Below are 20191 nucleotides of genomic sequence, written 5' to 3'. Positions count from 1 at the left end.
TTCGCCGCGCTCTAGCCCCGGGCTCCGCCCGGGGATCGGCATCTATACCGGTACGCATCGTCGCGCGAAGTGCTACCCCCGGGCGGAGCCCGGGGCTAAAATGCGACAATGAATTCCGCTTTGATTTAGCCAGCCTTACGCTTCAGCTCGCCGGCCGAATCCTCGTCTTCGAGATCGTCCGTTGCGGCATGAATCCGAATCGTCGCCTTCGGCGGGCTGCGGCGTTCTTGAGCAAAGCCGCGCTTGCCGCCGGTGAAGAACTCGCTGAGTTCCGTGGCCGGCCCCGTCGGATGCTCTTTGGCCAGCGTCGCGACCATTTCATCAAAGAGATAACCGCGACGATAGATCAAGCGGTAAGCTTCTTTGAGCGAATCGACCTCTTCGCGGGTCATGCCCGAGCGTCGCAGCCCAACGCGGTTGAGCCCGACGATCATGCCCATCTCGCCGTCCGTCAACACGAACGGCGGCACGTCTTGCACGATCTTCGCACAGGCGCCGACCATCGCCAGCCGACCGACCCGGCAGTGTTGATGAACCGCCGCGGCGCCGCCGAGCACCGCCCGGTCGCCGATCTGCACGTGCCCTCCGAGGAGGACGTTGTTCGTAATAATCACGCGATTGCCGACGCGAACATCATGCGCCGCGTGGCTGCCGACCATCATCAGGCAGTCGCTGCCGATGCGGGTCTCGCCGTCGGTGATCATCGCCCGGTGAATGGTCACATTCTCGCGGATGACGGTCCGCTCGCCAACGATCACGCGGCCAGGGTTCTCCGGCGGGCTAATGTGCTGCGGCAGGCCGCCGAGCACGGCGCCTTCGCCGACGACCACGTCGCGACCGAGGATGGTGTGCGACTTGATTGTCGTCCGGCCCGCAAGCTTGCACCCTTGCCCGATTACCGCGTCCGCTTCGACGATCGAGAACGGACCAATTTCCACGCTGGAGTGGACGACAGCCCGCGGGCTGACGACGGCGGTTGGGTGAATCATCACGGGTCGGGTCCTCGATTTGTGCCGATTTTTTGTCGTTTAGCGCGGCGCCCAACGAGCTAGTGCAGGGTTTAACTAGCTCGGCGTCGGTACGGCGGAATCCATCGTCTCCACGCCGGTATCGCTTGTATCGGTCTTTCCGTTTGTGCGGGCTTAGCGATTGAAGCAGGATTCGTCGCTGTCGAATAATTCGACCACCCGTCCGAAGGAAATCTGCGGTTTACCCCGTCCACCTGGCCAATGGGGCGTGGAATTGCACGTAAGTTCTTAGCTGAAAACAACTAAGAACAAATCACCCCGTGCTATTTCGTCTGCCGCGCGGTAAACTTTCTGTTGAATACGGTAGCTGCTTATTACGGCTTCTCCGTATATCATTGCGGTCGCCCGCAACCGTCCGCTCCCCCCAGTCCCCCGATAGAAGTAAGCGGCCATGTCTGACGTAGTAAAACTCTATGACGAAGCTGACAAGCTGAAGTCCGCCGGCAATCTTGACGAAGCCGTCGCCAAGCTCGAGCAAGCGACCGCCCTCGACGACAACTACGCTCTCGCCCACTCAGCCCTGGCGGTCGTCCTCCAACGACTTGGTCGCCATGAGGAGGCGATCAAGCACGCGGTCCGCGTCACGGAGATCGAACCGACTGATCCGTTTAGCTACACGGCGCTCAGCGTCACCTATCAGCGGGCTTACGCAGGCACGAACGAAATGGGCTACATCCGCCTCGCTGAAGAAGCGATGGAACGCAGCCGCATGATGAGCCAGCACCGGCATTAAGCCGTAAGCGCAGCCACTGATAGCCGCCGGTCAACGACCGGCCGGAGCGATTCCCACTCAACGCAGCCCCTCCCCTGCGCCGCGCCTGCCCACCCCGTCACGCCATCCGATGACGGAGTCTCTCTGCCGGTGCGCTCCGGCGGCTCGTTGAGCCGCGGCTGCAGGATACATGCACGACAAGCTCGCGTTGACTTTGTTTACAAATGTAGTTATTTACATTCGTAAACAAACCGCGGAGCCGCTCGATGCCTGAAGTCTCTATCTCCGACGCCGAATGGCAAGTGATGAACGTCGTCTGGGACGACGAGCCGATTACCTCGCAAGAGATTATCGGCCAACTTGAAGATCGTTGCGCCTGGGCGCCCGCCACCGTGCGGACAATGCTCCATCGCCTCGTCAAAAAGCAGGTGCTGGCCTACGAGTCCGAGGGGAACCGGTACGTCTACCGGGCGCAGGCCAAGCGCAAAGATTGTATCAAGCAGGCCAGCAGTTCATTTCTGGAACGAGTTTTCTCAGGCGCCCGCGGCCAACTATTGGCCCATTTCATCAGCGGTTCAAAACTAACGCCTGCTGAAATCACACAGCTTCGCCAATTGCTCGATCAGCAGGAGAAGAAGCGATGAACAGTCCGGTGTCGTGGATCGAAACCGTAGTTTCTGTCGCCGAAGTGGGAATGCGACTCGCTGCCCGAGCGACGCTGCCGGCAGCGCTACTTGCGGCGGTGGTGCTAACGATCAACCTCGCTTGCCGACGCTGGCTAACGGCCGGCCAACTCGGACTCCTGTGGGCTCTCGTGCTGATGCGGCTGGTTATTCCTACCGCTCCTCATAGTTCTTGGTGCCTGCAACGCTTCGCCTCATTCGCTGAACAACCAATCGTCGCTCAAGACCTTGAAGGCGCTGCAAACGACGCCGGGTTGCTGGTTTCATCAGACCGGCCTCCGACCAACGGGATTGCACCGCCGGCGGAGTACTATCCCGCCGCGATCTCGACTCCCTCAGCGAGACTTTTCAGCGAGGATGACGTCCTACGAATGCTGTGGCTCAGCGGAGCGATGGCAGTACTCACGGCGACGGCTGTCGGACATTGGCAGGTGCGGCGCGTGCTCAGACTCGCCATGCGTTGCGACGATCGACGCCTGCTGCGACTTTGGATCGATGCCAGCGGAACTGCCGGCCTGCAACGGATTCCGGAAATTATCGTCTTCGCCAGCATCCAGCAACCGGCCGTGATTGGCGTGCTTCGTCCACGACTGCTGCTTCCAGAAGACGCAGCCGCATGGAGCGACGAGCACCTGCGGATGGTCATGCTTCACGAACTGGCCCACCTCCGCCGCTTCGACCTTGCAGCGAACTGGCTGCTCGCGTTCGTCCGCGCGATGCAGTGGTGGAACCCTGTTTATTGGGTCGCCGCCCGCCGCTTCGCGTCGCTCCGCGAACAAGCTTGCGATGCTTTTGTCGCATCGCGAATGAGCGAGACGCAACGTCGCGCCTACGGCGAGTTGCTCGTCTCCATGGCTGCGCGACAACCGGCGGGCCGCCGCTGGCGCGTCGCACTGCAAGCCTCGATGTTGGGATTTCTGTCGTCACCATTTCATCGGGCCATCCGCCGTCGCCTGATTGCGCTGCACGCTTGGCAGGAACGGCGCTCGCGTTGGCAAGCGATCGGCGCAGCCGCTCTGATTGGGTTGACGGCCTGGAGCGGCCTCACCGACGCTAACCTTCCAAAAGCGGCTGCTGCGCAGCAGCCGCTCACGATCGCCGAATGGATGGCCCAAACGCGTGCACGCGGCGCGATCGTGATGACGCATGCCGTCGATATCGAGCGAAAGGCTCCTTTCGCCAGGTTTCGCGGTCCGCTCGTTGCAAAATCTTACGATCTCACGCGCGTCTTCCGACAGCTTGCAATCGACGAACCAGAGATTGCCCCAACCGTCAATCTCAAGTCGTTGCTTACAGTCATGTTCAATCCGCCGCAGCCGCCTTACCTAACTCCGGCTCGCTCCTTCGATCCGCTGCAAGAACCAAAGCATCATTTTCGTATTGAGGGGGCCACGCTTCACGCATATGCGCCAGAGTCACTGCACGAAGAACTAGCCGCCAGCCTCGCGGCGTGGGGCGACGCCGGACTAACTCAAATCTGCGTCGAGACGCGCCTCATCAGTTCAAATCACGACCTCGCCGCCGAGATGGAGTTGTCATGGGAGCGTTTCGAAGCCTTCCCCGACGACCGCGGTGCGGATTTGCCGCTGACAAACGTCTCGAATGGGACGCTCTCGCATGTTGCCACGGCGACTGACGAACATCTGCCGATCGTCGTCTCGAAGCTCGATCAAGCGCAAGCCGCAGCGTTCATCAAGGCTTCTCAAAACGGTCCGCCGAGAAATCTCCCGCAGCCGCCCAAGGTAACAGTGTTCAACGGCCAAACGGCAACTCTAGCCGATTGCGCGCAACGCCCCTTCGTCATCGGCGTCGACTACATCGAAGGCGAAGACGGACATTCGGGCGGTTACCAACCAAAGATCGAATTCGTGGAAGTCGGTTCGCGAGTGCGCTTCCGCGCAACCCATAGCACGGATCGAAAGCGAGTGGAACTCAAAGCTCACATTCGCACATCCGACGTTGAATCCGTCTCAGAAACGTCTGCGACGCATCGCGGCAAAACAATCACGATCCAGAACCCACGCGTCAAACGTCGCGACGTCACCGTGGCCGAGGAACTGGCCGACGGCGAGTCGCTGCTGGTCGGCTGCTTGTCGGCAGCCGACCAGGACGAGTTCTTTTACGTGTTGCTGACGCCGCAGTCGTTGACGGAGGAAACGTCTACGACGCACGACGAGGCAGCAAGCGTAGTGAACATCGCTCCGGCGGGTCGTTGACCCGCGGCTGCTGTGGTGCGATTACACTTTGCGCGCCGGCTCGCCGTTTTCTTCGACTTTGAAGCGGTCGCTAGTCGCGGGCTTCTCCGGTTCTTCGCCCGCGAGGCGGGCTAGGCTCTCGGGGATATCGACGCCGCCGATGTCGCGCATCACCTGCATCATCGGCGGAAGCGTGCCGGCCATCTTGTGGAGGAAATCAGCGGTGTTGGAGCGGCCATTGGCGCCGCCGTTTTCCCACACGACGATCTTGTCGAACTTGATGTTGCTGATCGCTTTGGCGCTCGACTCGGCGAGCTTGTCTAGATGTTCGAGCATCATCAGCTGGAACGCCTCTTTGGCGCCGCCGCACGCTTCGACGATTTGCTTGAGACCTTCGCCCTTCTTGGCGAGGATTTCATATTGACCGCGAGCTTCTGCTTCGAGCTTGGCATAAATCGCCGCCGCCTCGCCCTCAGCTTCCAAGCGGCGACGTTCGGCTTCGCCCGCGGCGTCGACGAGGATGCGGGCCTTCTGGGCCTTGGCCGGGGCTTCAAACTTCGCCCGCTCTTCCGCTTCGACGCGCTCGGCGTTGGCGATGGCCGCCTTCGCCATGGCGCGGTGCTGTGCTTCTGCTACCGCCGCCTCGGCCTCGCGCTTGCGGACTTCGCCCTTCTGGTAGGCCTCGGCCTTTTGCACGAGGAGCGTCGCCTGCGAAGCGGCGATTTTAGCTTCCGATTGATTTTCGCCGTCGACCGCCTTCGCATTCGCGTCGGCCACCGAAATACGCATCAACTGCTCAGCTTCTTTCACCTGCATGTCGCGTTGATAGGCGGCAGTTTGCTCGCCAATCGTCTGCTCTTTAACGAGTTCAGCCAAGCGAACGGCTTGCTCGCGTTGTGCTTCGCGGGTGCCGATTTCCTTGAGTTTCGTAGCACTAGCGACCTGGATCGCCTTCTCGCGATCGGCGTCGGCCACACGGACTTCGCCGAGCTTTTCCTGATCGGCCACGTCGCCGCGGGCTTGTTGAATCGCTTGCGAAGCCGCCTTCTTGCCGATGGCGTCGATGTAGCCGCTCTCGTCGGTGATGTCGGTGATGTTGACGTTGATCAGCACCAGGCCGATTTTCTTCAACTCCGGCTCGACCGAGTTCTGAATGTGCTCGAGGAACGTATCGCGATTGCGGTTGATGTCTTCGATTCCCATCGAGGCGATCACCTGGCGCAACTGACCGAAGATGATTTCTTCGGCTTGCTTGCGAATATCCTGCACCGACAAGTCAAGCAAGCGAATCGCCGCGTTGGTCATCACGTCGGGCTGCGTGCCGATGGCGACGGTGAAAACGCTCGGCACGTTGACGCGGATGTTCTCGATCGATAACGCGCCACGGAGCGGGATCTCGATCTGGATCGGTTCGAGGCTGAGGTAGCGGTAGTCCTGGATGAGCGGCACAACGAACGCGGCGCCGCCGTGAACGGTCTTCGCGGCCTGACCTTGCGCGGTCTTGCCGAAGATCACCAAGACCTGGTTGCTGGAGCAGCGTTTGTAATTGGTCTTCAGCAGGATCACTGAAGAGAAGAACATGATCCCGACAAACGCAATCAATACGGCTAGCCAGAACATGGCTTCGCCGCTGAGTTCAAAAAAGGCCAGCATCGTGAACGCTTCCATCATTGCAGCACTCCCCTCGTGATTCCCGCCGCCGGCGACCGGCGACGAGTGTGAAGCCAGCTTTTAGCCCTGGCGCTTATGATTCGGATACAACTCGCTGCGAGTAAAATGCTGTCCGCAGCGTCGTTTCAACATGACAATTTCGAGACGCGCTTCGCGATCACGCATTCACAGGTTCCACGGCGCGACGGACGCGAACCAAATCGCTTCCGTCGACGGCAATCACTTCCACCGATTCGCCGGTGCGCAGCCGTTCGCCTTCATCAGTAACCGCTTGAAATTCTACAATGCGGTTCTGAATTGAAACCTGAACTTTCCCCTTTCCCTGTCCATTGGCTGGGATTGGGATGTAAACGGTGGCTCGCCGGCCAACCGCATTGCCGATGCGTTCATTGCCGCTAGACGCGAACCGGCCGACCGACCGCATTAACCAGTACATTCCATACATTGCTCCCCAACCGGCGGCCAGCGCCAGCAGCAGGGCCGTCAGGTCGCTCGTGCCCATCGCAAGCGCCGCCCGGCCTGCCACACCGAAAAACGCCGCCGCGGCGATCAAGGTGCGGAATGAAATGACGCTAAACAACCAACTACTGTCGTGATGGTGAACGCCGTCCGCCGCGGTCGACCAGCTATTGTGGTGCTCGCTGGCGGCATCGCCGCTGAGGTCGCCAATATCGCCCAAGCCTCCGTCAGCGCCGAGATCCGCTCCGTCATGGCTGAAGTGCCCGTCGGCGCCATCGCCGCTCATTCCCATGAGCGTGAGAGCGAACTGGCAGACCATCACCGTTCCACCGACGGCAGCCGCAAACAGGAAAATAGTTCCTAGCATCTTCTTCTACCCTCCCCGCAAAGCGGCGCGACTGACGGCAAGCCAGCCGCGGAGTTTTCCGCTAGCAATTCTGCTTGTTAATTGACAGCCTATTCGCCGGCCCCTGGTAAGTCTTGGGGAAATTCCCGCTCTTCAAAGTCTACTCCGACGCCATCTGCTTCGGGATCGAAGCCGGTCATTTGGCCGCCAATCTGAGGAATCGAAATAGCTGCAGCAATGTTTGGGGCGCCGACTCGACAGGAAGTAAGACTACCGGCCGAAATCGTCGAAACGGCCGTCGGGCAAGCGAAGGCTGGAGCGCTGAACTTACGCCGCCGGCTTCGCCTCCCCCTTCCCTTCCTTCTCGCGCAATCGCACCTCGCGAATCGCGTCCATGGCCGCCTGCTTGATCTGCGGGTTGGGGCTCTTCCGCGCCCGTTGTAAGAGGGCGTAGCACTTCTCCGTTCCGTGATCTTTCAGGAAGTCGAGTGCAAACAGATTCACATCGATATCGTCGATCGGGGCGACTTCGATGACCGCCTCCTCGGCGTCGGGTCCCATCTTCTTTAAGCACGAAGCCGCTTTGTCTCGATCAAAAAAGTTCGTCAGTCGCGACGCCACCGCTTCGGCGCCTTCAGGCGTCGGGTGCTTCGCCAAGCCGTCGTAGATCGAGTCGTCGACGCTCGTCCGACTGTTCTTTTCCATCAACTCGATCAGCAGCGGCACGCTATGCTTGCCGCCCCAAAGGACGAGGCCTTCGACCGCATCCTTTTGATGGAAGGGCGAATCGAACGCAACTTCGCGAAACCCGCGGGCGATCTTCGCGCGGACTTCCTTATCCGTGACGTTCGACGGCTCGACGTCGAGCAACTTCTCCATGGCCCGCCGCTTCTGAAACTCGTCGCCGCCGTTGAGGGCTTCGGCCAACTTCTTGTGGTAGTCGGGATCCGATTCGTCCGGTTCGTCGAGCCGACCGCCGCTTCCACCGCCGCGGATGCTCGGCATGCTGTCAAAGTGGCTGGTATCGCCTCCCATCCGCGCAACTTCGCCTCGCATCCGCGCGACCGCTTCCTCATGATGCTTCATCGCCTCGGCTTGAGCCGCTTCGGCTCGCGATTGTGCTTCAGCGGCATGCGGCGACATGCCCGCTTGCTGCGTCGCGTCTCCAGGAAAACCCGCTTGCAGCGTCTCCTGATGAGGCGAGGGCGTCAGCGCAACTTCGAACTGGCCGCGGTTTTTCTCCTGCTCGGTCACTTGGCCGAAGTCGATCTTTTTGATCATGCCGTCGAAGTCGTTCACCGGCCCCATGACGACCAAGATCGTGTTAGAGTTATCAGGGTCGTCGAATTCAATCAGTTGCGCTCCGTCTCCGCAGAGGTTACGCAGTTTCTCAATCGTCTCCGCTCTGTTCGACGGAAAAACATTGGCGACGCCGCACTCAACGACGTTTTTCGCTCCAATCGATTCGTAGATCGCCAGAATCTGGTTGAACAATTCCATCGCCGCCGGCTCTGCCTGCCCAGTGGCCCGCAGGCCGGCCAGCAGCACCTTCGCATTGTAAAGCCGCATCGGTTCCCAAAACTCGGCCGGCAGTCCCTTCATCTCATTAACGCGTTCGCCCTCGGCGGCGAACTCAGCTCGGCACGTCGCCACCTTTTGCTCCAAATCTCTGATCGTTCCCTTGAGAGCGCGAACCTGCCCGTTCTTCTGCTCGTAAGCGACCATTTTGTCGAGTGCGTCGATCATCTGCTGATAGGCAGGCCCCAACTTCGGCGCCGCCGCCTGCGCACTGGCTGGATCTTGCACCGACTTCAAAATCGCAGTGACCGCCTGCATTGAGCTGAGGAGCTCATTGGCCGTTTTTACCCCCTCGTTCTGAGCGCATCCTGTGAGGAACGCTAACAAGAGGATAAGTTGCCGCAAAGTCTTGCGCGTCGTCATGTGCCGCATCGCGTTAGTCGACTAGAGTCGTGTGGAATATCGCCTGGGCCGAATGGCCAGCCGGTAGCACCGCAATAATAACTTCCCGCATCGCGCGACACAAATTTATCGCGGCGCAGCACGAAACAGGGCGGGAGAAATCGATCCAATCGCGATTTATCGAGAAACTATCGTGAGCGGCCGAAATCAGACTTAGCCGAGTTTCTTCAGCGCTGCCTGAGCCGATTCGATGAGGCCCTGCGTTTCGGCTAGTTTCTCACGTTGTTGCTGGACGACCTCGGCCGGGGCGCGGCTCACGAAGCTTTCGTTGTTGAGCTTCGCTGCCATCGACTTCACAAAACCTTCCCACTGCTCGATCTGTTTGGCGAGCCGTTTCTTCTCGGCGTCGACGTCGATGAAGCGGCTAACGTCGAGATGGACGTCGATCGGGCCGCGGGCGCCGGTGACTTGGCTCGATGCGGCCGTCTCCGGCGCGGTGGCCTGCGGGCCCCACGCGAGCGCTGTCGCCTTCGCCATTTGCAGGAAATAGGGCGCCATTGGTTCGAGGAGCTTGGCGGTCGCCTCGTCGCAGCGAACGCTGAACTCGACCGCTTCGCGCGGAGCGATGTTTTGCCCCATCCGCAACTCGCGTACGGCGCCGAGCACCGCCTGGAAGTCGGCGAACTGCGTTTCAATCTCCGCATCGATCCGCGCAGTATCCGCTACCGGCCAATCCGCAATGCAAACCGACTCCGATGCCTTGCGCCCCTGCGAGCCGGGGGCTTCAAGCCCCCGGTCTTCCACAACCTGCCCAAAAAGTTGCCAAACCTCTTCCGTCAGAAACGGAATCATCGGATGCAACAACCGCAACAACGCATCAAGCACATGCGCGAGCACCCGCTGCGCGGTCTCCTGCTGCTCCGGCACGCCGAACCGGGCCTTCGCCATCTCAACGTAGTAGTCGCAGAAGTCGTTCCACGCAAAGGCGTATAGTAGACGCGCGGCGTCGGCGAATTGGTAGGCCTCGATCGCTTGCGTGACTTCGTTGGTCACCGTCGCCAACCGCGATAACAACCAGCGGTCTTCCAGCGTAAAGCCGCGACCGGTGGTCGCGGTCCCCGCATTCGCATTTGTATTTTTTTCCGTATTCGCACTCGCATTCGAACCGTTGCCGATCGCCGTATCCTCGGACACCGCACCGCGACCACCGGTCGCGGCTTTTTGCAGATTCATCAGCGAGAACCGGCTGGCATTCCACAATTTGTTGCAGAAGCGGCGACCGAGTTCAAAACGGTCGCTTACCACGGCGCCGCGGGGGAGGGCTTTGTCCTCGTCCTTGCCGTGCGATTCGGCCCACTGCGTGCGGAACGGCTTGCCGCACTTGTCGCACTCGATTCGCACGAGGGTGCGATTCTTTTTCGTCTGCGCGATGAGCGTTTGGCAATGGGGGCATTCGAACTCCACCGGCATCCGCACGTCTTGCGTTTCGGTGGCGAGATACGCCAGCCCGAACCGCAGGGCGTCGGCGCCGAACTTCTCCACTACGTCGAGCGGGTCGACGCCGTTCCCCTTCGACTTCGACATCGTCTCGCCGTAGCCGTCGAGAATTTTGGGGTGAATGTAAACGCTGGAGAACGGCACCTCGCCCATGTTGTAGAGGCCGGTGAGCACCATCCGCGCGACCCAGAGCGTGATGATGTCGCGACTGGTAACCAGAGCGGTCGTCGGATAGAAGGCTTTGAGTTCGGGCGTTTCGTCGGGCCAGCCGAGCGTGGAGTGGGGCCAGAGGGCGCTGGAGAACCAAGTGTCGAGGACGTCGTCCTCTTGCTTGAAACCGACTGACTCAAGCAGCGAAATCGCCTCCTGGTCTTCGTCGCCACGCACACACACGGTGATATCGTTCGACGCAGCCTCTTCAACGACGTCATCCGGCTGCACTAACTGCGCAGTGACCGGAAGTCCGAACACACGAATTGCAACACGGCCCTGCTCTTCCAACGCTTGCAGCTTAAACATTCGCGTGTCGCTGTCGGGTAGCGACGGCGAGCTCCCATCTTCGTGGAGCCGCCACACCGGAATCCGGTGCCCCCACCACAGCTGCCGTCCCACCGGCCAGTCGCGTTTCTCGCCGAGCCAATCAAGATAGGTCTTCCCATACCGCTCCGGCGTAATCTTCACCCGCCCGTCAGTGACGGCGTCCATCGCCGACTGGGCAAGCTCGTCCATCTTCACGAACCATTGGTCCGCCAGGTACGGCTCGATCGGCGTCTTCGAACGATCGCTATGCGGCAGTTCGATCTCGCGGTCTTCGCGATCCTTCTCGGGATCGAAGAGGCCGAGCGACTCCAAATCGGCAATCACCGCCGCCCGCGCGGTGGTGTGCATTTTGAGGCCGCGGTACTTCTCCGGCACGCCATCGTTGAGCGTGCCGTCGGGGTTCATGATGTTGATCGCCCCCAGTTCCGGGTGGCGCTGGCCGACGGCGTAGTCGTTCTCGTCGTGGGCCGGCGTAATTTTCACGCAGCCTGAGCCAAGCTCCGGCTTCGCCCATTCGTCGGCAATGAGCGGAATCTGTCGGCCGGTAAGCGGCAGTTCGAGCATGACGCCGCGCTGCGCCATATCGCGGAGGGTTTCGAGATGCGGCAACATCCGCGCGCGGCGTTCGAGCAGCAGCGTCGCCTCCTCTTCGAGGGCGCCCTTTTCTTTGGCCGGCGCGGCGAGCAGCCGTTCGCGAAGTTCAGCGCCAACCTTGTCAAATGCCGCCGCCGGGTCGGGGTGAACCGCGACCGCCGTGTCGCCGAGCATCGTCTCGGGCCGCGTCGTGGCGATGGTGACGAACTCCGGCTCGCCCTGCTTCCACTTCGCGTCCTTCACCACCGGATACTTGAAGTGCCAGAAGTGCCCCTTCACCGGTTCCTTAAAAACTTCGTCGTCGCTGACGGCCGTTTGAAGATAGGTATCCCAATTGACGAGCCGCTTGCCGCGGTAGATTTTTCCATCTTGGAACAGGCGGAAGAACGTCTCGCGGACGGCCCGCGCGCAGGTTTCGTCGAGCGTGAACCGCAGCCGCTCCCAGTCGCAGCTGCAGCCGATTTGCTTCAGCTGGCCGATGATTCGCTTTTCGTACTGGGCTTTCCACTCCCAGATTTTTTCGATGAGCCCCTCACGGCCCAGATCGTGCCGCGAGAGCTTTTGCTCTTCGAGCAGCCGCCGCTCGACGACCGCCTGCGTGGCGATCCCCGCATGGTCGGTCCCCGGCATCCAGAGGGCGTTGAATCCCTGCATCCGCTTCATGCGAATGAGGATGTCTTGCAGCGTGTTGTTGAGCGCGTGGCCGAGGTGGAGGGCGCCGGTGACGTTCGGCGGGGGGATGACGATCGTGTAGGGCGGTTTGACTTTTCCGGCCGCATCCTTGGCGCCTGGCTCGGCGTGGAAGTAACCTCGCTGTTCCCAGACCTTGTACCAACGCCGCTGGGCGCCTTCGTGGTCGTACTGCGAGGGGAGTTCGCCGGCGGCGGAGAGGGAATCGTCGCTCATATCGTCGTATCTACTTGTGGATGTATTCTTTGCGCCTTCGCGCCTTTGCGTGAGAGTTGGTTTAAGAAGATTCTCACGCAAAGGCGCAAAGGCGCAAAGGGGGCCCAAATTGGCCCAGAATTTAGCAAAAGCTGGTCGCCTGCCGAGTCGCTTCAGCGTTTACAGACGACTATTTACCGCCGTCGTCCTTGCACAGCTTGTACTCGATGCTGTCGACGAGGGCGCCCCAGCTGGCTTCGATGACGTTTTCGTGGACACCGACGGTGGTCCAGCTGTCTTCGTCGTCCTGGCTTTCGATGATCACGCGGACGCGGGCGGCGGTGCCGGCTTCGCCGTTGATGACGCGGACCTTGTAATCGCTGAGGTGCATCGTCGCCACTGACGGGAACCGCTTCACCAGCGCCCCGCGCAGCGCCGCATCGAGAGCGTTCACCGGGCCGTCGCCCTCGGCGACTTCCAGGAACAGGTCGTCGCCGATCGCGAGCTTCACCGTCGCTTCCGTGACGGTCTCGTTCGACTGGCTGCCAACCGAGACGCGGTAGCGGTCGAGCTTGAAGTGCGGATGGAAGTCGCCTGCCAGTTGCCGCACCAAGAGTTCGAACGACGCCTCAGCCGCCTCGTACTGGTAGCCGCGGTTCTCGCGGTCGACAATCTCGTCGAGGACGCGGGTCATCAGCTCTTTGTCTTGCGCGAGGTTATGCTTCGTCGCCAGGGCGATGATGTTCGACCGGCCCGACAGTTCGCTCACCAAGATGCGGCGTTCGTTGCCAACGGCGGCCGGGTCGATGTGCTCGTAGCTGTGGGCCGCCTTCGCCACGGCGTGGACGTGCATACCACCCTTGTGGGCGAACGCGCTGGCGCCGACGAACGGCTGGCCGTTGCGGAAGTTCATGTTCGCCACTTCGTAGACGTAACGCGACAGCTCGGCGAGGTGCTGGACGTCGTCGCCGGCGAGGACTTCGTAGCCCTTCTTTTTGAGCGCGAGGTTGCCCATCACGGAGACGAGGTCGACGTTGCCGCAGCGTTCACCGAGGCCGTTGACGGTGCCCTGTACTTGCACGGCGCCGGCGTCGACGGCTGCCAATGAATTGGCAACCGCCAGTTCGCAGTCGTTGTGGCAGTGAATTCCCAGCGGAACGTTCACCGTGACCGACGCTTCTTTGGTGATCCGCTCGATCTCCTCCGGCAGCGTGCCGCCGTTGGTGTCGCACATCACGATGAGCGAGGCGCCGGCCTTCGCCGCGGCGCGGATCGTCTCGGCGGCGTATTTTGGATTCGACTTCCAAGTATCGAAGAAGTGCTCGGCGTCGTAGATCACCTCGCGGCCTTCGCTCACCAAGTAGGCGACCGTCTCGCTGATCATCGCCAAGTTTTCTTCCAGCGAGACGCCGAGAATCTCCGTCGCGTGGAAATCGCTCGTCTTGCCAACGATCGTCACGACGGGCGTCTTGGCATCGAGCAAGCACTTCATCCCCGGATCGTCGGCCGGCTTCATCCCGCGGCGCCGCGTCATGCCGAACGCGCAGAGCTTCGACCGCTTGAGCGGTTCCGCCGCGAGGCGTTGGAAGAACTCGGCGTCCTTCGGGTTCGACAGAGGATAGCCCCCTTCGATGTAGTCGAACCCCAATTCATCGAGCCGCCGCGCGATGAGGATTTTGTCTTCCAACGAGAAGCTCACGCCCTCGCCCTGGGCCCCGTCGCGTAGCGTCGTGTCGTAGATCTGGATGTGCATAGGAAAGCTTTCAGCGTTCAGCTGTCAGCGTTCAGCCAATGCAGTCTTGCTGACTGCTGATCGCTGACCGCTACAAACAAAAAAACCCTGGGGCCTTTTGGCCTCAGGGTTCTGGTAAATCGAAGGTTTCGATCATCAACCCTTAAGGCCGGACCTCCCGAATAATAATGCTAATCGCGACGATGCCATGCGGCGTCGTGAGGCGAGTCTTCGAAAGCGGCTGCTTTACGGGCATTAAAACGAGGTCCAAACGTCACGGGTCGAGTCACCTAAGGATAAGGGCGCGACTGGGGCCTGTCAAATTGGGGGCATTTGCGGGGTTGGGAGCGCCTCCCCCCGCGAGTGCTTAAGCACTCGCCGCCCGCTTTCCGTGGTCCTCTAGATCATCGTCGTCCTCTTCCGCTTCCTCCTCGTCGTCCCACTCCGACTCTTCCTCTTCATCCTCTTCCCACAGTTCGTCCTCGCCCTCTTCGGCTTCTTCGCCTTCCTCTTCTTCATCCCACTCTTCGTCGTCAGCAGCCTCTTCCGACTCTTCTTCGTCGTATTCCTCGTCCTCTTCGGACTCAGATTCCTCTTGCCATTCGGAATCGTCTTCAGCCTCGTCGACTTCTTCCTCTTCTTCATCCGCGTCGCGACCGAGGCGCAGCGCACGGCTCTTCGGCGGCGGCGTTTCATCTTCCAAATCGCTTGGCTCGTCGGAGCCGGGCAGGATCTTGTTGGTCTTGCGGCGTTCCTTTGGCGGAGCACTCGCCGCGATCGGCGGTGCAGCGGGAGCCGCCGGCGCCGCGGCCGCTGGCTCCTCGCCATTGGCCTCGGCCTTGTTGGCGCTCGACATCGCTTCCCAGTCTTCGACTGAGATCGCCACTTCACGCGCCTGCGAACCGTTGTACTCGCCGACGATGCCATCCTCGGCCATGTAGTCGATGAGGCGTGCCGCGCGACCGTACCCGATGCCGAGGCATCGCTGCAGCAACGACACGCTGCCGCGGCGTTCGCGCACCACAATGTCGACGGCCGCTTCGTAAAGGTCGTCGCGGCTCTTCATCTCGGCGCCAGGCAGCGGCATTTCCGCCGCTGCTTCTTCCTTCGACTTCAAATCAATCAGTTCGCGAGCGAACTGCGGCGCGTCGGTCGCCACATACTCGGTGACCTTCGTAATTTCGTCGTCGGAGAGGTAAGTTCCCTGACCGCGGAGCAGCTGGCTCGTCCCTGGAGAGAGGAACAACATATCGCCGTTGCCGAGCAGCTTGTCGGCGCCATTCTCGTCGAGCACGACGCGGCTATCGGTGCGGCTCGCCACCTGGAATGCGATACGGGCTGGCAAGTTTGATTTGATCAAACCGGTGATGACGTCGACCGTCGGCTTCTGCGTGGCGAGGATCAAGTGGATGCCGACCGCCCGGCTCTTTTGGGCGAGGCGGATAATGTGCTGCTCCACCTCTTTGCCGGCGGTCATCATGAGGTCCGCCATTTCGTCGGCGATGATCACAATGAACGGCAGGTTGCGCGGGATGTTTTCCCACTCGAGTTCGCTGGTCGGCTTCACGCGCTCGCGCAGCTCTTCTTCGCCAAGTTGGTTGTAGACCGTCACATGCCGCACACCGGCGCGGGCCAGCATCGCGTAACGCTCTTCCATCTTCTCGACGGCCCAGCCGAGGATCGCCTCGGCCTTTTTCATGTCGGTCACCACCGGATGCATCAAGTGCGGCAGCTGGCGGTAACCGCTGAGCTCGACCATCTTCGGGTCGATCATCAGCATGCGAACTTCGTCCGGCCCGCGGCTCATGATCATCGAGACGATGATCGAGTTGAGGCAGACCGACTTACCCGTACCAGTACGACCGGCGATCAACAGATGCGGCAGCGACGCCAGGTCGACCGCCATCGAGTTGCCGGCGACGTCTTTGCCTAGGTAGATCGGAATCTTCATCCGCTTGGCGCGGCTGTCCGTCTCTTCGATCACCTCGCGAATGCGCACGAGCTGGCGATGCTCGTTCGGCACTTCGATGCCGACGGTATTCTTGCCGGGGATCGGCGCGACGATGCGGACGCTCGGCACGCGGAGCGCGATGGCGAGGTCGTCGGCCAAGCCGGTGATCTTCGAGAGCCGCAGGCCCGCTTCGAGTTCGACTTCGAACTGGGCGATGACCGGACCGGTTTCGATTTCGACGACCTTCACGTTGAAGCCGAAGTTCTGGAACGTCTTTTCCAGGATCTTCGCCTTCCGGCGGACTTCCTTTTCGTGCTCTTCGTAGCTCACCTCGTCGGAGGGGAGGAGCAAATCGAGCGGCGGGAGTTGATAGTCGAACTGGCCGGCGCCTTGGTTCTCGGCGGCGTCGAGCTGTTCCATCACCTCTTCGCGTTCCGACTTTGGCTTTGGTTTGGCGATGCGGTTGTTCGTGATCTTCAGCGCGGAGGCGACCTTGGCGCGCATTCCCTGCGGCTTTTCGCCAGCGGCGGCAGACTCGTCTGCGTCTTCTTCCGCGTCCTCCCCGCCGTCGGCGAGCGCCATCACATCGGCGCCAATCTCTTCCTCGGCAGCCGCTTGCTTGCTGCTGGGGGTCTTCACCCGCAGTGAATGGAGTTCTTCCTCGGCTTCATCGTCGCCTTCGGCCGCTTCTTCCTCTTCCCATTCTTCCTCGGCGGATTCCTCAGCGTCGGCTTCGTCGGATTCCTCTTCCTCGTCGATCCCGTCTTCGAGATCGCTCAAGCGACGCGACGCGGTTCCCATCGTTGCGACGCGTTGCCCAACGCGGCCGAGCTGCATCAGCCCGGCGCCCGAAACGACGGTTGTCTTCGCCGCAAACCGCAGCAGCAGGTAGTCGGTACACAGCAGCAAGCCGGCGAGCAGGACGCTGAGGGCCAGGATGAACGCTCCCACGAGCGCGAACTTAGATTCGAGCAGGGCGAAGCCCATCGCGCCGAGGTAGCCGCCGGCACCGACTTCCGGGCCCGGTGAGCTTTGCTGGAAGAGCATCGAGAACAGCGTCGCGAACGCGGCCAACGAAATCGCCCAACCGACGCCGCGCAGCACGGGTTGATCGATCTCACGCCGCTTGAGCAGCAGCACGCCAAGCGTCACCAGCGAACCGAGCAAGTAATAGGCGCCGTAGCCAACGCCGGCATAGAGCGCATGCGCCACGTAGGCGCCAATCGGGCCGCAGGCGTTCGAGTACTCCGGCCGCGGCGGGTAGACGAGCGTCCCCGGCTGGTCGGCTGGGTCATACGTCGCCAGCGCGGTCACCAAGAAGGCGCAACACGCCAAGAGCGCGAGCGCAACGAGATCGAGCTTGAGGCTACGGTTCTCAAACATAGGCAACTGATGCGTAGGCGATCCGAAACGATTGGTCGGCCGCCGCGCAGTCGTCATGACCGCGAGGCGCGTTCGCTGGGCGCATCCGTGCCCAAAAAGTCTTCCGTAGGTTTTTCGATCATGGGGAAGCGCACCGTCATCCGCGACGGCGAACCGCTCCTCTACTCAGTTCTTCGACTCCCGCGGCTCACTGCATTCAACCTCTCGGCTGACAGTGCTAGCCCTTACCCGCGGCAAACAACGCGAGCGACCAGCGCCGCCAGTACAACCGTGCTAACTAGCCCCGGGCTCAGCCCGGGGGTCGCGTGCCACGCCGATTGAGCTCGCAAAGCGTTCACAGCTTCTACCCCGGGGCTGAGCCCGGGGCTAGAACGCGCGTGCGCCACTGTTAATTGTTCCCGGGTGCACAGTGAAAGCGCGCACTGCCACGCAAGAATCCCCCCGCAAACTCCGCCAACGGCGAGAAGACTTGCCGCCTATGCCGGCTGCAGAAAGTTGGGGGAGGGCCGCAACAGTCCTGGGCGAACCTCTTTTAGAAGCGTGATCAATTCGCCCCCCTCGTCGACGCCGGCAATTAGCCCCTCATCGGAGGCGACGTGCTCCTGCAATTCCGGCGGCAGCAAATCGACCTTGATCAACCCGCCATGCTGCACCTCGTACACTTGCACAGCTGTGAGCGTTAGCAGCGGCAGGTCGGGCACGGCCGCCAGCGGCGACTGCAAGTGTTGCTGCAAACGTTCGAGATCGGGCGCCCGCGGATTCATCGCGTCGGCGACGCGAAACGGTCCGATCGCCGTCCGCACGAGCGCCGACATTACCGCCGCCGTTCCGAGCATCACTCCCAAATCGCGACCGATGCTCCGCACGTAAGTGCCGCTGCTGCAGCGGATCGATAACTCCATCTCAGGATACTCGTAGCGGCCCAGTGAGATCTCGTAGACTTCGACCTTGCGAAGCGAGGTCTCGACTTCTCTCCCTTTCCGAGCCAACTTGTACGCGCGCTGACCCTCAATCTTTACCGCCGAGAACGCCGGCGGCCGTTGCTCGATGACGCCGGTGAACTGCGGGAGCAGCGTCTCGATCTCCGCCCGCGTCGGCTGCGGCGGATCGGCGAGCAACTCCACATCGCTGTCGACATCGTCACTGGGGCTGCGGCGCCCCAACAAAAAGGTGACGTCGTATTCCTTCGGCATCCGCTGCACACGGTCGATTAGTCGCGTCGCTGGCCCCAGGCAGGCCACGAGCACCCCTTCGGCCAGCGGATCGAGCGTTCCCGCATGCCCCACCTTCACTGGCCGCAGCAGCCGTTCGACTCGCGACAGCGTCGCCCGCGAACTCCAGCCCTGCGGTTTGTTGATGTTGATCAGGCCGAACATGCGGAACTGGTGATTTTAAAAGTGGCGAATTGGCAACCGGAACAAAAAACGGGGCCACTGCTGGCTCGTCCAACAGTGTGGGCCGGGTACACACTTCGCACTGCTGGACGAGCCTGCAGTGGCACATCGGTTGGCCCATTCCCCCCGCCCCCATTTTCCACGATAATGCCGAATTCCCAACCCCTTGCCCACGATTAGCAGAGCACCCCCAACTTCGTGTCTGACGCCGACCTGCCCATCGCCGATCATCCCCACCTCGCCGCCGCGCTCGCTGCCCACCATATCGAGCTCGAACCCGCGCAGATCGAACTCCTCGATCGCTACCGCGTGGCGCTCTGGCGTTGGAACGAGCAGATCAACCTCACGCGCCACACGACCTTTGAGAAGTTCGTCGCCCGCGATGTGCTCGATAGCCTTGAGTTGGCGAAGCAATTGCCACAAGGGCGGCGCGTGCTCGATCTCGGTTCCGGCGGCGGCGTTCCAGGGATCATCATTGCCATCTGCCGGCCCGACCTCCGCGTCACACTGTGTGATTCAGTCGGCAAGAAGGCGAAGGTTCTGCAATCGCTGGTTGACGAACTCGGCCTCAGCACCGAGGTCTTCGGCGTACGCGTCGAAGAACTCCTCGATCTGCGAACGTTCGACGTCATCGTCGCGCGAGCCGTGGCGCCAATGTGGAAGATCCTCTTCTGGCTCGACGCGCACTGGCAAGCCTTCGACGAGTTGCTCCTCATCAAGGGCCAGAGCTGGGTCGACGAACGGGGCGAAGCCCGCCATCGCGGCCTGTTGAAAAAAATCGACCTTCGCAAAATCGTCGACTACGTGATGCCGGGCGATCCTCCAGGGCAGAGCGTCATTCTCCGCCTCACCCCCAAAGGGTCGGGCGACCAGGGCGACTGACCCCGCAAAAGACGCCGTCTCTGACGGCGGACGAACGAAAACAACGGTCGGCTCGTCGCGACGGGCGCCTAGCGCCCCACTTCCCGCACATTTACTACGTCCCTGCCGAAAATCCTGGCAGTCGGTCGGGTTTACGCAACCGGCCTATGGCCCCGCAGTGGGCGATCCCTTAAAATCCACGGTTCAACCCGATATCCACGGAGGTGCACCGGCGCACGACGATTCCTTATCCAAACATCTCGTTCGCGATTCGCCCCTTCTTGGCCGTCCGCCTGAGCGCTCTGAGCGTCTTTGGCTGTCCAACAAAATTCAGTCCCTA

General features: G+C 61.3%; 12 protein-coding genes. 4 read left to right on the top strand and 8 right to left on the bottom strand.

Features of this window, described 5'->3' with window-relative positions; translation table 11 throughout:
- Positions 1–125: 125 nt before the first annotated feature.
- A complete protein-coding gene (lpxA, locus tag ACQY7R_RS26690) occupies positions 126–989 on the bottom strand; it encodes an acyl-ACP--UDP-N-acetylglucosamine O-acyltransferase (RefSeq protein WP_428308587.1) in 864 nt (287 codons plus the stop codon).
- Positions 990–1419: 430 nt separating this feature from the next.
- Between lpxA and ACQY7R_RS26685 the strand changes: the two genes are divergently transcribed.
- The 3 genes from ACQY7R_RS26685 (at position 1420) to ACQY7R_RS26675 (ending at position 4639) form a co-directional block, all read left to right on the top strand.
- Positions 1420–1761 carry a tetratricopeptide repeat protein gene (locus tag ACQY7R_RS26685; RefSeq protein WP_428308586.1) on the top strand — a complete coding sequence of 114 codons (342 nt, stop codon included), beginning with the start codon at positions 1420–1422 and terminating at the stop codon, positions 1759–1761.
- 245 nt (positions 1762–2006) lie between these two features.
- The gene (locus tag ACQY7R_RS26680; RefSeq protein ID WP_428308585.1) at positions 2007–2384 is read left to right on the top strand and encodes a BlaI/MecI/CopY family transcriptional regulator; all 378 of its coding nucleotides are present in this window, start codon (positions 2007–2009) and stop codon (positions 2382–2384) included.
- A complete protein-coding gene (locus ACQY7R_RS26675) occupies positions 2381–4639 on the top strand; it encodes a M56 family metallopeptidase (protein WP_428308584.1) in 2259 nt (752 codons plus the stop codon). Before ACQY7R_RS26680 ends, ACQY7R_RS26675 begins: the two co-directional genes overlap by 4 nt.
- Positions 4640–4660: 21 nt before the next feature.
- On the opposite strand, the gene ACQY7R_RS26670 is transcribed toward ACQY7R_RS26675, so the two are convergent.
- The 7 genes from ACQY7R_RS26670 to truB all read right to left on the bottom strand — a co-directional run bounded on the left by ACQY7R_RS26670 (position 4661) and on the right by truB (position 18972).
- Positions 4661–6289 carry a flotillin family protein gene (locus ACQY7R_RS26670; RefSeq protein ID WP_428308583.1) on the bottom strand — a complete coding sequence of 543 codons (1629 nt, stop codon included), beginning with the start codon at positions 6287–6289 and terminating at the stop codon, positions 4661–4663.
- Between the two features lie 157 nt (positions 6290–6446).
- Positions 6447–7115, bottom strand: a complete 669-nt coding sequence (locus ACQY7R_RS26665) for a hypothetical protein (protein ID WP_428308582.1) — start codon at positions 7113–7115, stop codon at positions 6447–6449.
- Positions 7116–7421: 306 nt separating this feature from the next.
- Positions 7422–9035: a hypothetical protein gene (locus ACQY7R_RS26660; protein WP_428308581.1), complete on the bottom strand. Its 1614-nt coding sequence runs from the start codon at positions 9033–9035 to the stop codon at positions 7422–7424.
- A 192-nt stretch (positions 9036–9227) separates the two neighbouring features.
- Entirely contained in the window at positions 9228–12551 is a 3324-nt protein-coding gene (locus tag ACQY7R_RS26655) for a valine--tRNA ligase (protein ID WP_428308580.1), read from the bottom strand.
- A gap of 169 nt (positions 12552–12720) precedes the next feature.
- Entirely contained in the window at positions 12721–14283 is a 1563-nt protein-coding gene (cimA, locus tag ACQY7R_RS26650; protein ID WP_428308579.1) for a citramalate synthase, read from the bottom strand.
- A gap of 346 nt (positions 14284–14629) precedes the next feature.
- Entirely contained in the window at positions 14630–17596 is a 2967-nt protein-coding gene (locus ACQY7R_RS26645) for a DNA translocase FtsK 4TM domain-containing protein (protein ID WP_428308578.1), read from the bottom strand.
- 476 nt (positions 17597–18072) lie between these two features.
- Positions 18073–18972 (bottom strand): tRNA pseudouridine(55) synthase TruB, encoded by a 900-nt coding sequence (gene truB, locus ACQY7R_RS26640; RefSeq protein ID WP_428308577.1) that lies wholly within the window; start codon positions 18970–18972, stop codon positions 18073–18075.
- 216 nt (positions 18973–19188) lie between these two features.
- Between truB and rsmG the strand changes: the two genes are divergently transcribed.
- On the top strand, positions 19189–19872 hold the full coding sequence (rsmG, locus tag ACQY7R_RS26635) for a 16S rRNA (guanine(527)-N(7))-methyltransferase RsmG (protein WP_428308576.1): 684 nt from the start codon (positions 19189–19191) through the stop codon (positions 19870–19872).
- Positions 19873–20191 lie beyond the last annotated feature (319 nt).

Source organism: Lacipirellula sp. (genome assembly GCF_965279485.1).
GTDB lineage: Bacteria > Planctomycetota > Planctomycetia > Pirellulales > Lacipirellulaceae > Lacipirellula.
This window is presented reverse-complemented; position numbering and strand designations above follow the sequence as displayed.

Coding starts and splice junctions, on each gene's coding strand:
- ACQY7R_RS26660 (WP_428308581.1), bottom strand. CDS start 9,035: ATGACGACGCGCAAGACTTTGCGGCAACTTATCCTCTTGTTAGCGTTC.
- ACQY7R_RS26675 (WP_428308584.1), top strand. CDS start 2,381: ATGAACAGTCCGGTGTCGTGGATCGAAACCGTAGTTTCTGTCGCCGAA.
- ACQY7R_RS26645 (WP_428308578.1), bottom strand. CDS start 17,596: ATGTTTGAGAACCGTAGCCTCAAGCTCGATCTCGTTGCGCTCGCGCTC.
- ACQY7R_RS26670 (WP_428308583.1), bottom strand. CDS start 6,289: ATGATGGAAGCGTTCACGATGCTGGCCTTTTTTGAACTCAGCGGCGAA.
- truB (WP_428308577.1), bottom strand. CDS start 18,972: ATGTTCGGCCTGATCAACATCAACAAACCGCAGGGCTGGAGTTCGCGG.
- ACQY7R_RS26680 (WP_428308585.1), top strand. CDS start 2,007: ATGCCTGAAGTCTCTATCTCCGACGCCGAATGGCAAGTGATGAACGTC.
- lpxA (WP_428308587.1), bottom strand. CDS start 989: ATGATTCACCCAACCGCCGTCGTCAGCCCGCGGGCTGTCGTCCACTCC.
- ACQY7R_RS26655 (WP_428308580.1), bottom strand. CDS start 12,551: ATGAGCGACGATTCCCTCTCCGCCGCCGGCGAACTCCCCTCGCAGTAC.
- ACQY7R_RS26665 (WP_428308582.1), bottom strand. CDS start 7,115: ATGCTAGGAACTATTTTCCTGTTTGCGGCTGCCGTCGGTGGAACGGTG.
- ACQY7R_RS26685 (WP_428308586.1), top strand. CDS start 1,420: ATGTCTGACGTAGTAAAACTCTATGACGAAGCTGACAAGCTGAAGTCC.
- cimA (WP_428308579.1), bottom strand. CDS start 14,283: ATGCACATCCAGATCTACGACACGACGCTACGCGACGGGGCCCAGGGC.